At 72.1% G+C, this 12,510-nt stretch carries 14 protein-coding genes; 12 read left to right on the plus strand and 2 right to left on the minus strand.

Features of this window, described 5'->3' with window-relative positions; translation table 11 throughout:
• Positions 1 to 109 precede the first annotated feature (109 nt).
• Entirely contained in the window at positions 110 to 232 is a 123-nt protein-coding gene (locus DOO78_RS28440; protein ID WP_279387805.1) for a hypothetical protein, read from the plus strand.
• 54 nt (positions 233 to 286) lie between these two features.
• On the opposite strand, the gene DOO78_RS16765 is transcribed toward DOO78_RS28440, so the two are convergent.
• Entirely contained in the window at positions 287 to 1,033 is a 747-nt protein-coding gene (locus DOO78_RS16765) for a DUF2459 domain-containing protein (RefSeq protein ID WP_165838936.1), read from the minus strand.
• A gap of 116 nt (positions 1,034 to 1,149) precedes the next feature.
• Here DOO78_RS16765 and DOO78_RS16770 point away from each other — a divergent pair, with 116 nt between their 5' ends.
• Together DOO78_RS16770 and DOO78_RS16775 are read left to right on the plus strand one after the other, a co-directional pair.
• Complete coding sequence (locus DOO78_RS16770) at positions 1,150 to 1,923, plus strand: short-chain dehydrogenase/reductase (protein ID WP_111471013.1); 774 nt, start codon at positions 1,150 to 1,152, stop codon at positions 1,921 to 1,923.
• Positions 1,924 to 1,926: 3 nt separating this feature from the next.
• The gene (locus tag DOO78_RS16775; RefSeq protein WP_111471014.1) at positions 1,927 to 3,093 is read left to right on the plus strand and encodes an acyl-CoA dehydrogenase family protein; all 1,167 of its coding nucleotides are present in this window, start codon (positions 1,927 to 1,929) and stop codon (positions 3,091 to 3,093) included.
• A 144-nt stretch (positions 3,094 to 3,237) separates the two neighbouring features.
• Here DOO78_RS16775 and DOO78_RS16780 read toward each other — a convergent pair whose 3' ends face one another.
• Complete coding sequence (locus tag DOO78_RS16780; RefSeq protein WP_111471015.1) at positions 3,238 to 3,762, minus strand: CinA family protein; 525 nt, start codon at positions 3,760 to 3,762, stop codon at positions 3,238 to 3,240.
• Positions 3,763 to 3,936: 174 nt separating this feature from the next.
• Here DOO78_RS16780 and DOO78_RS16785 point away from each other — a divergent pair, with 174 nt between their 5' ends.
• The 9 genes from DOO78_RS16785 to DOO78_RS27890 all read left to right on the plus strand — a co-directional run bounded on the left by DOO78_RS16785 (position 3,937) and on the right by DOO78_RS27890 (position 12,436).
• The gene (locus tag DOO78_RS16785; RefSeq protein WP_111471016.1) at positions 3,937 to 4,788 is read left to right on the plus strand and encodes a phytanoyl-CoA dioxygenase family protein; all 852 of its coding nucleotides are present in this window, start codon (positions 3,937 to 3,939) and stop codon (positions 4,786 to 4,788) included.
• A 25-nt stretch (positions 4,789 to 4,813) separates the two neighbouring features.
• The gene (locus DOO78_RS16790; RefSeq protein ID WP_111471017.1) at positions 4,814 to 5,788 is read left to right on the plus strand and encodes a C4-dicarboxylate TRAP transporter substrate-binding protein; all 975 of its coding nucleotides are present in this window, start codon (positions 4,814 to 4,816) and stop codon (positions 5,786 to 5,788) included.
• Entirely contained in the window at positions 5,785 to 6,267 is a 483-nt protein-coding gene (locus tag DOO78_RS16795; RefSeq protein ID WP_165838937.1) for a TRAP transporter small permease, read from the plus strand. Before DOO78_RS16790 ends, DOO78_RS16795 begins: the two co-directional genes overlap by 4 nt.
• A 28-nt stretch (positions 6,268 to 6,295) precedes the next feature.
• Complete coding sequence (locus DOO78_RS16800) at positions 6,296 to 7,585, plus strand: TRAP transporter large permease (RefSeq protein ID WP_111471019.1); 1,290 nt, start codon at positions 6,296 to 6,298, stop codon at positions 7,583 to 7,585.
• A 65-nt stretch (positions 7,586 to 7,650) separates the two neighbouring features.
• On the plus strand, positions 7,651 to 8,691 hold the full coding sequence (locus DOO78_RS16805) for a Bug family tripartite tricarboxylate transporter substrate binding protein (RefSeq protein WP_111471020.1): 1,041 nt from the start codon (positions 7,651 to 7,653) through the stop codon (positions 8,689 to 8,691).
• The gene (locus DOO78_RS16810; protein ID WP_111471021.1) at positions 8,688 to 9,923 is read left to right on the plus strand and encodes a CaiB/BaiF CoA transferase family protein; all 1,236 of its coding nucleotides are present in this window, start codon (positions 8,688 to 8,690) and stop codon (positions 9,921 to 9,923) included. The genes DOO78_RS16805 and DOO78_RS16810 overlap by 4 nt, the downstream gene beginning before the upstream one ends.
• 127 nt (positions 9,924 to 10,050) lie before the next feature.
• Positions 10,051 to 10,935 (plus strand): KPN_02809 family neutral zinc metallopeptidase, encoded by an 885-nt coding sequence (gene ypfJ / locus DOO78_RS16815; RefSeq protein WP_111471022.1) that lies wholly within the window; start codon positions 10,051 to 10,053, stop codon positions 10,933 to 10,935.
• Positions 10,936 to 11,017: 82 nt separating this feature from the next.
• Entirely contained in the window at positions 11,018 to 11,485 is a 468-nt protein-coding gene (locus DOO78_RS16820; protein WP_111471023.1) for a hypothetical protein, read from the plus strand.
• 27 nt (positions 11,486 to 11,512) lie between these two features.
• Entirely contained in the window at positions 11,513 to 12,436 is a 924-nt protein-coding gene (locus tag DOO78_RS27890; protein WP_207802944.1) for a general stress protein, read from the plus strand.
• The last annotated feature ends 74 nt before the right edge of the window (positions 12,437 to 12,510 follow it).

The following is a 12,510-nucleotide window of genomic DNA, read 5'->3' on the forward strand; positions in this document are numbered from 1 at the left end:
GGTCGTGGCGAAGCGGGCATCACCCGCAGGGGAGGCTGCCCTTCGCCCGGTTGCGGCGGCAATGATCCGGCCCCACCCTGTGGGGGAGTACCAAAAGGGAGAATCGCGCATGGTCCGTATCGTCTTCGCCGTCGGCGTCCTCGGCCTCCTGGCGGCCTGCAGCCCGAGCTTCGGCAGCGGCCAGCCGCGCGAGGTCGTCTACGTGCCGGCGGGCAGCGCGCCGCCGCGCTGAGGCCGGCAGGGCGCCGCCGCGGGGCCTGACGCGCCCCGCCAGGCCGCGGAATGCTCAGCCCCCTTGGCTCGCCGGGTCCCCTCGCGGGCCCGGCAACCGGGGCCGTGCCGTGGCAGCGGCGTCCTCCCATCTCAGGCCGGCCAGGCGCGGTTGCGGCGGGTCTGCCGCGCAGGCGATGGGCGCGAGCTGGTCGAGCACCGCCCCGGCGAAGAGCGCCCCCTCCGGCCGCACCGGCAACCCCGCCGCCTGCAGCCCCTCCGCGGCCCAGCGATTGCACGTGTAGATCAGCGAATAGCCGCGCGCGGCCCTGTAGAAGAAGCTGCCCATCAGCGCCTCCTCGCGGGCCGGGATCAGCCGGTCCTCGGCATCCCAGGCGAAGCTGTCGGCGAGGAAGCGGACCAGCCCCTCGCGCCCCCCGGGCGGCAAGGCGAGGGCGAGCACGCGGCCCGGATAGGCCTCCGGCGGCGGCACGAGCAGCCCGGTCACCTGGATGACGCCATCGCCCGGGATGGGACCGAGCAGCCATTCCTCGAAGGCGCCGTTCCCGGCCAGCATGAACCCGTATTTCCCGAAGCCGAAGGCCAGCGCATCGGCGCCGGGGAAGGCCGCGGCGAGCCGGGCGAGACGGCCCCGCAGCGCGGTGCGACGCAGCGCCAGTTCCAGATGCCAGCCATGGCTGACCACCCAGGCCTCCGTCTCGGTCGCCGCGCCCGCCGGGCAGCGGGGGGGCGGCCGCGAGCAGCCGGCGAGGGCGCCAAGGGCGAGCGGCGTGAGCAGGGCCAAGGCCTTGCGACGTCCCATGGCCTTGCGACACCCCGGAGCGAAGCGGATAGTCATGCCGAATGCCGGGATCCTGCGCAGCCCGCGGCGGTGGATCGCATGCGGCGGGGGAGGGCGGCAAGCGGGAGAGACGATCCATGGACATGCAGATCCGCGGCAAGCGGGTGCTGATCACCGGCGGCTCGAAGGGCATCGGCCTCGCCTGCGCCGAGGCCTTCGCGGCGGAGGGGTGCGACCTCGTCCTCGCCTCGCGCGATGCGGCGGCACTGGACAAGGCGGCGGGCGCCATCCGCAGCCGGCATCAGGTGAACATCGCCACCCAGGCCGGCGATCTCGGCGACCCGGCGGCGCGCCTCGCGCTGCACGCGGCGCATCCGGAGATCGACGTGCTGGTGAACAACGCCGGCGCCATCCCCGGCGGCACGCTGCAGGACATCAGCCTGGAGCGCTGGCAGCAGGCCTGGGCGCTGAAGGTCTTCGGCTACATCCACCTGACCCAGCTCTACCTGCCGGCCATGGAGACGCGCAAGGACGGCGTCGTCGTCAACATCATCGGCATGGCCGGCCGGGCGCCGCAGGCCGACTACATCTGCGGCGCCGCCGGCAACGCCTCGCTCATCGCCTTCACCGCGGCGCTCGGCGGCAAGGCGCCGGACAGCAATGTCCGCGTCGTCGGCATCGCGCCCGGCGCCACCATGACGGAGCGGATCATCACCCTCTCGAAGTCGCGGGCGAAGACGAAATGGGGCGATGAGGGGCGCTGGGAGGAGATGCTCGCCGGCCTGCCGCTCGGCCGGGCGGGCAAGCCGGAGGAGATCGCCGACCTCGCCGTCTTCTGCGCCAGCCCGCGCGGCGGCTATCTTTCCGGCACGACCATCGAGGTGGATGCCGGCGCGCAGTACCGGGGCTAGACGATGGAATTCCGCCTGACCGAGGCGCAGCGCGCCCTGATCGCGCCGGTGCGGGAGATGGCGCAGAGCCGCTTCCGCGCGCGCGCGCTCCGCTGGATGGATGGCAGCTTCCCCTGGGAGAACATCCGCGACCTGGCCGGACTCGGCGTGCTCGGGATGACGGTGCCGGAGGAGTATGGCGGCCTCGGCCTGCCGGTCTTCGAGACGGCGCTGATCCTCGAGGAGATCGCCAAGGTCTGCTACCCGACCGCCATGGCCGTGCTGGGCGAGGCCGGGGTGCAGACGCGGGTGATCGCCCGCTACGCGCCCGAGGGCATCCGCGCCCGCATCCTGCCGGCCGTGGTCAGCGGCGACTGCATCCTCTCGATCTGCATGACCGAGCCGCATGCCGGCACGGATGTGGCGAATTACCGCACCAACGCGGCGATCAAGGGCGATCGCGTCGTGGTGAACGGCGCCAAGACCCTGATCAGCCGCGCCGAGGAGGCGGGGATGTTCGTGGTCTTCACCCGCATCGACGGCAGGCCGGGGCGCGAGGGCATCGGCTGCGTGCTGGTCGAGCGCGGCACGCCCGGCCTCGCCGTCACCGGCACCTACCACACCATGGGCGGGGAGAACCTGCACGAGGTGCGCTTCGAGGATGTCGAGCTGCCCATCGAGAACCTCGTCATCCGCGAGGACGGGTTCAAACGGCTGCTCTCCGCCTTCAACACCCAGCGCTGCCTCAACCCGGCGATCAGCCTCGGCCTCGCCGAGGGCGCCTTCGACGAGGCGCTGCGCTATGTGCGGGACCGCCCGGTCTTCGGCCGGCCGATCGCCGATTTCCAGGGCGTGCGCTGGAAGCTCGCCGACATGTACAAGGAGATCGAGGCGGCGCGCGGGTTGCTCTGGCGCGCCTGCATGACGGCCGATCCCTTCCCGGACCCGTTCCTGGCTGCGACGGCCAAGATCTTCTGCAACGAGATGGCGATCCGGGTGACGAGCGAGGCGGTGCAGCTGCATGGCGGCTTCGGCTTCACCGACGAGTACCCGGTCTCCCGCCTGTATCGCGGCGCCCGCTACGGCAGCCTCGGCGGCGGCGCCACCGAGACGCTGCGCGACCTCATCGGCCGCCGGCTCGCCGGCGAGGATCCCGGCCCCGATGGCATCATGGGCCTCGGCTACTTCTAAGAACTCCCCGCAAAACCGCTTCGCGGCTTTGCGGGGACCCCATGGTCCCCTCTTGTCCAAGGGGCGTCACAGCCTGCCGTGGCAAAGCCGCGTCAGGACAACGAGCAGCGACGGTTTCGATAGGCGCTCTGACGCAGTTTACGGTCAGAGCAGCTTCGCCCCATCTGATGGGGATCTGCTCTGAGGCGCCGCCTCCAGCGCCGCGACCAGAAGCTGCAAGAGCTCCCGGCCGAAGGCGCGCATGTTGGCGACGCGGTCGGGGCTGCCGGTCTCGATGGTGAGGGTCTTCGCCACCGGCCCGGCGACGGCGAAGACGCCATGCCCGGCGGCATGGCCGTAGCGGTTGCCGGTCGGCCCGGTGGCGCCCGCCTCGCCGAGCGCCCAGGTGGTGCCGAGGCGGCTGCGCGCGCCCTCGGCCAGCAGCGCCGCCATCTGCTCCGAGGCCGGGGCGGCGCCCTTCAGCGCGGCGGTGGGGATGCCGAGCAGCCCCTCCCGCGCCGCGCGCGTATAGACCACCGTGCCGCCGAGGAAATAGGCCGAGGCGCCGGGCACCGCGAGCAGCGCGGCCGAGACGAGGCCGCCGCTCGAACTCTCGGCGACGGCGATGGTCTCGCCGCGCGCCTTCAGCAGCGCCCCGGCGCGGGCGGCGATCGGAAGCAGGCTGTCCATGGTGGTCCTCCCCTGTCGCCGCGAAGGCTATCGCGGCGGCGCGCCGGGCGAAACCGCAGCGCCTTCGGGGATGGCGCGCCGGACTCCTTTGCGCAGGCGGATGATTGACAGATATATCACGGCCGTGCTCGGCTCCGTCACAAGCCCCGGCATGGGGCGCGGAGGACGTCGCGCATGCCCGCATCCCTGTCCGAGGCCGCGGTCGAGGAATACCGGCGCCTCGGCTATCACTTCCCGATCCGGGTCTTCCCGGCCGCGGAGGCGGAGGGCCTCCTGGCCAGGCTGCGGGCGACGGAGGCGAGGCTCGGCGGCAGCCTCTCCGGCCGCATGAACCAGAAGCCGCATCTCCTCTTCCCCTGGGCGCATGCCCTCGTCACCCATCCGGCGGTGCTGGATGCGGTGGAGAGCGTGCTGGGCCCCGACCTGCTCTGCTGGGGCAGCCAGTTCTTCATGAAGGGCGCGCGCGACCCGGCCTATGTCTCCTGGCACCAGGACGGCACCTATTGGGGCCTCTCCAGCCCCGATGTGGTCACCGCCTGGATCGCCCTCACCCCGAGCGTGCCGGAGAGCGGCAACATGCGCGTGGTGCCGGGGACGCATCTCTCGCAGGTGCCGCATACCGATACCTTCGCCGCCGACAACCTGCTCTCGCGGGGGCAGGAGGTGGCGGTCGAGGTGGACGAGAAGGACGCGGTCGACATCACGCTGCAGCCCGGCGAGATGAGCCTGCACCACGTGCTGATCGTGCATGGCTCGGAGCCGAACCGGGCGAGCTGGCCGCGCATCGGCTTCGCCATCCGCTACGTCCCGACCCATGTCCGCCAGCAGGGCGGCGAGAAGGACAGCGCGCTGCTCGTCCGCGGCACCGACCGCCATGGGAATTTCGAGCTCGAGACGGCGCCCGAGGAGGAGCTGCATCCGGCGGCCCTGGCGCGGCATGCGGCCATTCTCGACCGCCAGCTCGCCATCCTCTACCGCGGCGCCGGGCAGGCGGGAAAGCTCGGGGCGACCGTCACGGCGATGTAGCGCCGGCCAGCCGGGGGAGGGACGCATGAGAACCACACGCCGCGCGGTGCTCGCCGCGACGCTGGCCGCGCCGGCCCTGGCACGGGCGCAATCGACCATCCGCATCCGCTTCGCCCACAGCCTCTCGACCGTCGAGCCGGCGCATCAGGCGGCGGAGTTCTTCGCGAAGAACGTCGCGGCGCGGACCAACAACCGCGTGCAGATCGAGGTCTTCCCGGGCGAGCAGCTCGGCAGCGGCCGCGACGTGAACGAGATGATCCGCCAGGGCGCCAACGTGATGAACATCACGGATCCTGGCTACCTCTCGGATTTCGTGCCGGATGTCGGCATCCTGAACGGCCCCTACCTGGTCCAGGAATACGACCAGTTCGGCCGACTGCTCGACAGCGACTGGTATCGCGGCGTGGATGCGGCGCTGCAGAAGGCGGGCTTCCGGATGATCATGATGGGGGCCTATTTCGGCGCCCGGCACATGATCGCCGACCGGCCGATCCGCCGCCCGGCCGAGATGGCCGGCATGACGGTGCGCGTGCCGCCGAACCAGATGTGGATCGAGACCTTCCGCAGCCTCGGCGCCCGGCCGACCACCGTGCAGTGGAGCGAGATCTACAACGCGCTGCAGCAGAACGTGGTGCAGGCGGCGGAGGCGCCCTATGGCTCGCTCTGGGGCGCCCGGCTGCAGGAGGTGCGCAAGGTCATCTCCACCACCGGGCATTTCCAGGCCCTGACCGGCTGGCCGATCAACAACGGCTACTTCAACCGCCTGCCGGCCGATGTGCGGGCCGTGCTGCTCGAGGAGGGCGGCAAGGCGCAGCAGGAGCAGACCCGGCTGACCCGGGAGCAGGAGGCCGGCTTCGTCGAGCGCTTCCGCGGCGCCGGCGTCGAGATCGTGAGCGATCTCGACATCCCGGCCTTCCAGGCCGCCTCGGCCGCGACCTACAAGGCCTTCCCCAAATGGACGCCCGGCCTCTACGACACCGTGCGGAAGCTGCTGGCATGAGCGCCGGGCTGCGCCGGGCCCTCGGCCAGGCGGACGAGCTGATCGCCGTGCTCGCCCTGCTGGTCACCGTCGCCGCGGTCGGCTGGGGCGTGGTGACGCGCTACGTCACCTCCCAGCCCGCCGTCTGGTCGAGCGAGGTCGCCGCCATCGCCTTCGCCTGGCTGACCTTCTTCGGCGCCTCCGCCTGCTTCCGCCACAACGCGCATCCCTCGATCGACATGCTGGTGCAGCGCCTGCCGCCCGGCCCGCAACGCTGGGTGCGCCTCGGGGTCGATCTGCTGGTGGCCGGCTTCCTCGCCTATTTCTGCTGGCTGGGGGTGGAGTTCTCCCTGGCCGCCTGGGACAACCCGACCGCCGTGCTGCGCCTGCCGATGACCGTGGTCTATGCGCCGGTCACCCTGGCGACGGCGATGATGCTGGCCCGCCACCTGTCCAACATGCGCCGCCCGCTCGCCCTGCCCGAGAGGGCAATGGCATGAGGCGCCGCCGGCCCGGGGGCGCCGTCCCATGACAGTGGCGCTGCCCTCGATCCTGCTGGTCCTGCTCTTCGCGCTGAACCTGCCGGTCGCCTTCGCCATCGCCATCTCGGCGCTCTCCTTCTTCTTCCTCGCCGACGGGCTGCCGCTCGACATCTTCTTCCAGAAGATGGTCGCCGCGACCGAGAGCTACCCGCTGCTCGCCGTGCCCTTCTTCGTGCTCGCCGGCTCGCTGATGAACGCCGCCGGCATCACCCGGCGCCTGCTGCACCTGGCGGATGCGCTGGTCGGGCACCTGACCGGCGCGCTCGCCCAGGCCTGCACGGTGCTGGCGACGCTGCTCGGCGGCCTCACCGCCTCCTCCTCGGCCGATGCGGCGATGCTCTCCAAGCTGTTCGGGCCGGAGATGCTGCGCCGCGGCTATTCCGCCGCCTTCGCCGCCGCCATCACCTCCTCGGCCGCCATCATCACGGCGCTGATCCCGCCGGGGATCGGGCTCATCATCTATGGCTATCTGGCGGATGTCTCGGTCGGGCGGCTTTTCCTCGCCGGCGTCGTGCCCGGGCTGCTGCTCGCCGGCTCGCTCTTCCTCACCACCTGGTGGATCGCCCGGCGCCGCGGCTACCGGCCGACGCGGCCGCATTTCGCCGGCTGGGGCGAGGTCGGGCGGGCGGCGAAGGAGGCGGTCTGGGCGCTGCTGATCCCGGTCTTCATCATCCTCGGCCTGCGCTACGGCATCTTCACCACCACCGAGGCGGGGGCCATCACCGTCCTCATCACCCTCCTGATCGGCGCGCTGGTCTATCGCGAGCTCTCCTGGGCCAAGCTGCCCGGCGTGCTGCGGGAGACGGTGCTCGACACCTCCTCGGTGATGCTGCTGATCTGCGCCGCCTCGGCCTTCGGCTTCTACCTGGCCTGGGAACGGCTGCCGCCGGCGATGGCGAGCTGGATGGTCGGGCTGACGCGCGACCCGCAGATGCTGCTGCTGCTGATCAACGTGCTGCTGATCGTGCTGGGGACGGCGGTGGAGGGCACCGCGGCGCTGATCATCCTGACGCCGATCTTCGTGCCGGTGATCCTGCAATTCGGCATCGACCCGGTGCAGTTCGGCATCGTGCTGGTCACCAACCTGACCATCGCCGGCATCACGCCGCCGGTCGGGCAGATGATGTTCATCTCCTGCGCCGTGCTGCGGGTGCCGATGGAGGTCTACACGGTCGAGATCCTGCCCTTCCTCGCCGCCATGACGGCGGTGCTGCTGCTGATCACCTTCCTGCCCGGTCTCTCGCTCTGGCTGCCCGATCTGGTGATGGGGCCCTGAGCGCCGGCGCGCGGGCGTTGACGCGGCGCCCGGGACTGCCAGGATCGGCGCGAGGAGGAGGCGCCATGCCGAGGATCGAGCCGGATACCAGGCAGCGGGGCGCCGCGACCGGGCCGGAAGCCGGCGCGGCCCTACCTCGCCGCGCCCTGCTCGGCGCGGCGCTTGCCGTGCCGCATCTCGCCCGGGCGCAGGGCAGGGCCTGGCCGGACCGGCCGGTGCGCATCGTCGTGCCCTTCCCGCCGGGCGGCTCCAACGACGTGGTGGCGCGGCCGCTGGCCGAGCGGCTGCAGGCGAAGCTCGGCCTGCCCTTCGTCATCGAGAATCGCGGCGGCGCGGGGGGCGCCATTGGCGCCGCCCAGGTCGCGCAGGCGGCGGCGGATGGCTCCACGCTGATGGTCACCTCCTCCTCCTTCGCCACCACCGCCGTGGTGCAGAAGCCGGCCTGGGATGCCGAGGGCAGCTTCGATGCCATCGCCGTCCTCGCCCGCGCGCCCTTCTTCGTCATGCTGAACCCGGAGGTGCCGGCGCGCGACCTGCCGGGGCTGATCCGCCTGGCGCGCGAGACGCCGGGCGGGCTCGACTACGGCAGCTCGGGCGCCGGCGGGATCAACCACTTCATCAGCGAGTATTTCTGCCAGGCGGCCGGCATCCGCATGAACCACGTGCCCTATCGCGGCACCGCGCCGGCGGTGACCGACCTCGTCGCCGGCAACATCCAGGTGATGATCACCACCGTCGCCAGCGCCAATGCCGCGATCCGCGACGGGCGGGTGCGGGTCATCGCCGCCACCGCCCCGAGCCCGGCCGAGCGCGGCGGCCTGCCGCCCGAGGTGCCGGCGGTGCCAACGGCCCGCGAGGTCGGCGTCGATTACGAGGTGGCGATCTGGTGGGGGCTGCTGGCGCCGAAGGCCGTGCCGCCGGCGATCCGCCAGGCCATCCATGCCGCGGCCAATGAGGCGCTGGCCGATCCCGGCCTGAGGCGCGTCTACGACGCCGAGGGGGCCGTGCCTGCGCCGGGCCCGCCCGAGGCCTTCGCCGGCGTCCTGCACGCCGATCTGGACCGCTGGCGCAAGCTCGCCGAGGCGGCCAATATCCGGGCAGAATGACCCAGCAGCCGACCCCGCATCGCCGCGAATTCGATCCCGACGCCACCGGCGCCCTGCAGGGGCTCCGGGTGGTCGATCTCTCCCGCCTCGTCGCGGGCAACCTGCTGACCAAGGTGCTGGCCGACCACGGGGCGGAGGTCATCAAGGTGGAGCCGCCCGAGGGCGACACGCTGCGCGCCTGGCGGACCCAGGGCCTGTCCCTCGACTGGAAGGCGCTCAGCCGCAACAAGCTCTCGGTCTGCCTGGCGCTGCGCGATCCCGCGGCGGTCGAGGTGGTGAAGCAGCTAGCCGCGACGGCCGCCCTCTTCGTCGAGAGCTTCCGCCCCGGCGTGCTGGAGGCGATGGGGCTGGCGCCGGAGACGCTGCTGGCGATCAACCCGCGCCTCGTCATCACCCGGGTCAGCGGCTGGGGCCAGGACGGGCCCTACCGGCACAAGCCCGGCTTCGGCACGCTGGTCGAGGGCTATTCCGGCTTCGCCGCCGTCAACGGCTTCGCCGACCGCGAGCCGGTGCTGCCGCCCATGTACATGGCGGATGGCTATGCCGGGCTCTATGGCGCCGCGGCGGCGATGATCGCGCTGCGCCATGCCGAGGCGACGGGGCAGGGGCAGGTGATCGACCTCGCCCTCTTCGACCCCATCCATGTGATGATGGAGCCGCAGCACGCGAAGTGGCAGCTCACCCATAAGCTGAAGCCGCGCACCGGCAGCCGCAGCACCAATGCTGTGCCGCGCAACGCCTATCGCACCCGGGATGGCGGCTGGGTCTGCCTCTCCGCCTCGACCCAGGGGATGACGGAGAAGCTGCTGCGCTCCATCGGCCGGGAGGAGCTGATCGCCGATCCCCGCTTCCGCACCAATGCCGACCGCGTCCGGCATGCCGAGGCGCTGGATTCCATCATCGCCGACTACATCGCGGCGATGACGCTCGAGGAAACCTTGGCGCATTTCGACCGGGCCGGCGTCACCATCGGCCCGATCATGGATGCCGAGATGCTCTCGCATGACCGCTACGCCATCGAGCGCGAGGCGCTCATCGAGGTGCCGGATGCCGAGATGCCCTCGGGCTTCTTCCCGATGCACGGCATGGTGCCGCGCCTGTCCGGCACGCCGGGCATCCTGGCCCGGCCGGCGCCGCGGCTCGGCGAGCACAACGAGGCGATCCTCGCGCCGGTGCTGGGCGAGGCGGAGCTGGCGCGGCTGCGCCGGGCGGGGGTGGTGCGGGACGCCTGAGGCCGCGCCCGGTCCCGCGGCCGGGCCGTTCCCATCCGCCCGGGGGTGCTAAAAAGCCCGGATGCGGAACCAGTTTCCGGGCCCGGGGTTTGGCCTTGAGTGGCGATGCGTCAGGAGGGAGCCCATCATGCGCCTCGAAGGGGAACGCGAGAGCGAGAACGTCGAGGACCGTCGTGGCAGCGGCGGCTTCGGTGGTGGCGGGCGGGGGATCCCGATCGGGGTGACGGGCGGCGGCCTCGGCACGGTCGCCATCATCCTCCTGGCGCTCTTCTTCGGCGTCGATCCGCGCGTCATCCTCGGCGGCGGCGACGGGGCGCCCCCGCAAAGCCAGGTGACGGAGAGCCGGCCGGCGCCCGATGCCGCCCAGGATGAGGGCCAGCGCCGCTTCGTGGCGCAGGTGCTGGCGACGACCGAGGATACCTGGACCGACATCTTCCGCCGCGCCAACCGGCAGTACAACCCGCCGAACCTGGTGCTGTTCAGCGGCGGCACCCAGAGCGCCTGCGGCTTCGCCCAGACCGCGGTCGGCCCCTTCTATTGCCCGAACGACCGCAAGGTCTATCTCGACACCGCCTTCTTCCGCGACATGGAGCGCAAGCTCGGCGCCCCCGGCGAGTTCGCCCGGGCCTATGTCATCGCGCATGAGGTCGGCCACCACGTGCAGAACGAGCTCGGCATCCTGCAGCGCGTCGCGCAGGAGCGGCGCGGCATGGGCGAGGCGGAGTCGAACGCGCTGCAGGTGCGCGTCGAGTTGCAGGCGGATTGCTTCGCCGGGATCTGGGCGAACCACACCGAGCAGATGCGCCGCTTCCTCGAGCCGGGCGATGTCGAATCCGGCATCGGCGCTGCCGCTGCCGTCGGCGATGACCGGCTGCAGCGCCGCGCCCAGGGCTATGTGGTGCCGGAGAGCTTCACCCATGGCAGCTCGGCGCAGCGCGTGCGCTGGTTCCGCACGGGGCTCGAAAGCGGCGACATCCGGCGCTGCGATACCTTCAGCACTGACCGGTTGTGACGGAACGCGTCGTGTGAAGCGCCGTTAGAGGGAGGCTCGCGGGCGTCAAGCCCGCACCGACCAGTCAAACGGGAAAATGCAAATGCGCACGACGTTCTTTCGCCTGGCGCTGCTGGGCACGGTGGTTGCTGCCCCGGCCCTGGCGCAAACCTCCCCCGCAACGCCCGACCGCACGGCGCCGCCCGCTGCCACCGAAGGCAGCACGCGCCCTGGCATGACCCCGGCGACGCCCGATACGCGCAGCGGCGCCACGATGCCGGGCCGCGACGCCACGACCGGCGCCACCTCGCCGAACCGCGGCAATGACAGCAGCAATGCCGCGGTGCGGCTCGATGACGGCAACCGCACCGCCGCCTCGCCCGCGGCCGGGGCCAACAGCTTCACCGAAGGCCAGGCCAAGAGCCGCATCGAGGCCGCCGGCTTCACCAATGTCTCCGACCTGCAGAAGGACGACCAGGGCGTCTGGCGCGGCCGGGCGCAGCGCAACGGCCAGCAGGTGAGCGTGGGGCTCGACTACCAGGGCAACGTCGTCCCGAACGCCGGCCGCTGACGCAAACCCAGGAAACGGAGCACCCCCATGGCGACCCGCACCATTGCGCGTCTCTTCGACAGCTACGCCGATGCCTCCGCAGCCGTGAGCGATCTCGAGGCCGCGGGCTTCGAGCGCGACGATATCAGCCTGATCGCCAATCGCGGCGATGAGGCATCGGCCGACGGCACCGGGACCACCTCTCACGAGACCTCCAGCGGCGCCGGCACCGGCGCGACGCTCGGCACCATCGTCGGCGGCGGCGCCGGCCTGCTCGCCGGCCTCGGCTCGCTGGCCATCCCCGGCATCGGCCCGATCGTCGCGGCGGGCTGGCTCGTCGCGGCCGTGACCGGCGCCGGCGTCGGCGCCGCGGCGGGCGGATTGCTCGGCGCGCTCACCGGCTCCGGCCTCTCCGAAGAGGAGAGCCATGTCTATGCCGAGGGCGTCCGCCGCGGCGGCAACCTGGTGACCGTACGCGCCGATGAGAGCCGGGCCAGCGAGGCCGAGACGATCATGGCCCGGCACAATGCCACGACGGCCGAGGCGCGCGGCGCGGATTACCGGGCCGGTGGCTGGAGCCGCTACGACGACACGGCCGATCCCGCCACGGGTCTCGGCACCGGGGCCGGCGTCGGCACCACCACCGCGGCCGGGCAGATGGGCACGCGGACCAGCGACTATCCCGCCACCGACGCCGCGATCGCCGGGCGCCCCGACGGCAGCCCGGGCAACCCGCCCGGCACCAAGCTGTCGCGCGCGGCCGATGACACGCTCGGGACGAATATGAGCGGGGCGCGGCCGGAGAACGAGGCGAACCACAGCTCGCCGCCGGACGGCACCCCGGGCAACCCGCCGGGCACCAAGCTGTCGCGCGCGGCCGACGATGCGCTCGGCACCAACATCAGCGGTGCGCGGCCGGAGAACGAGACGCGGCCCGAGACCCGCGACGCCGAGCCGCGCATCGGGCGGTAAGGTCACCGCTGCGGCCGAGGGTCCTGGACCGCCTGGTTCAGGGCCCCGGCACGGGCCGGGTTCGCCTGGCCCCA

Origin of the sequence: Roseicella frigidaeris, from assembly GCF_003258945.1 — a bacterium.
Classification (GTDB): Bacteria; Pseudomonadota; Alphaproteobacteria; order Acetobacterales; family Acetobacteraceae; genus Paracraurococcus; species Paracraurococcus frigidaeris.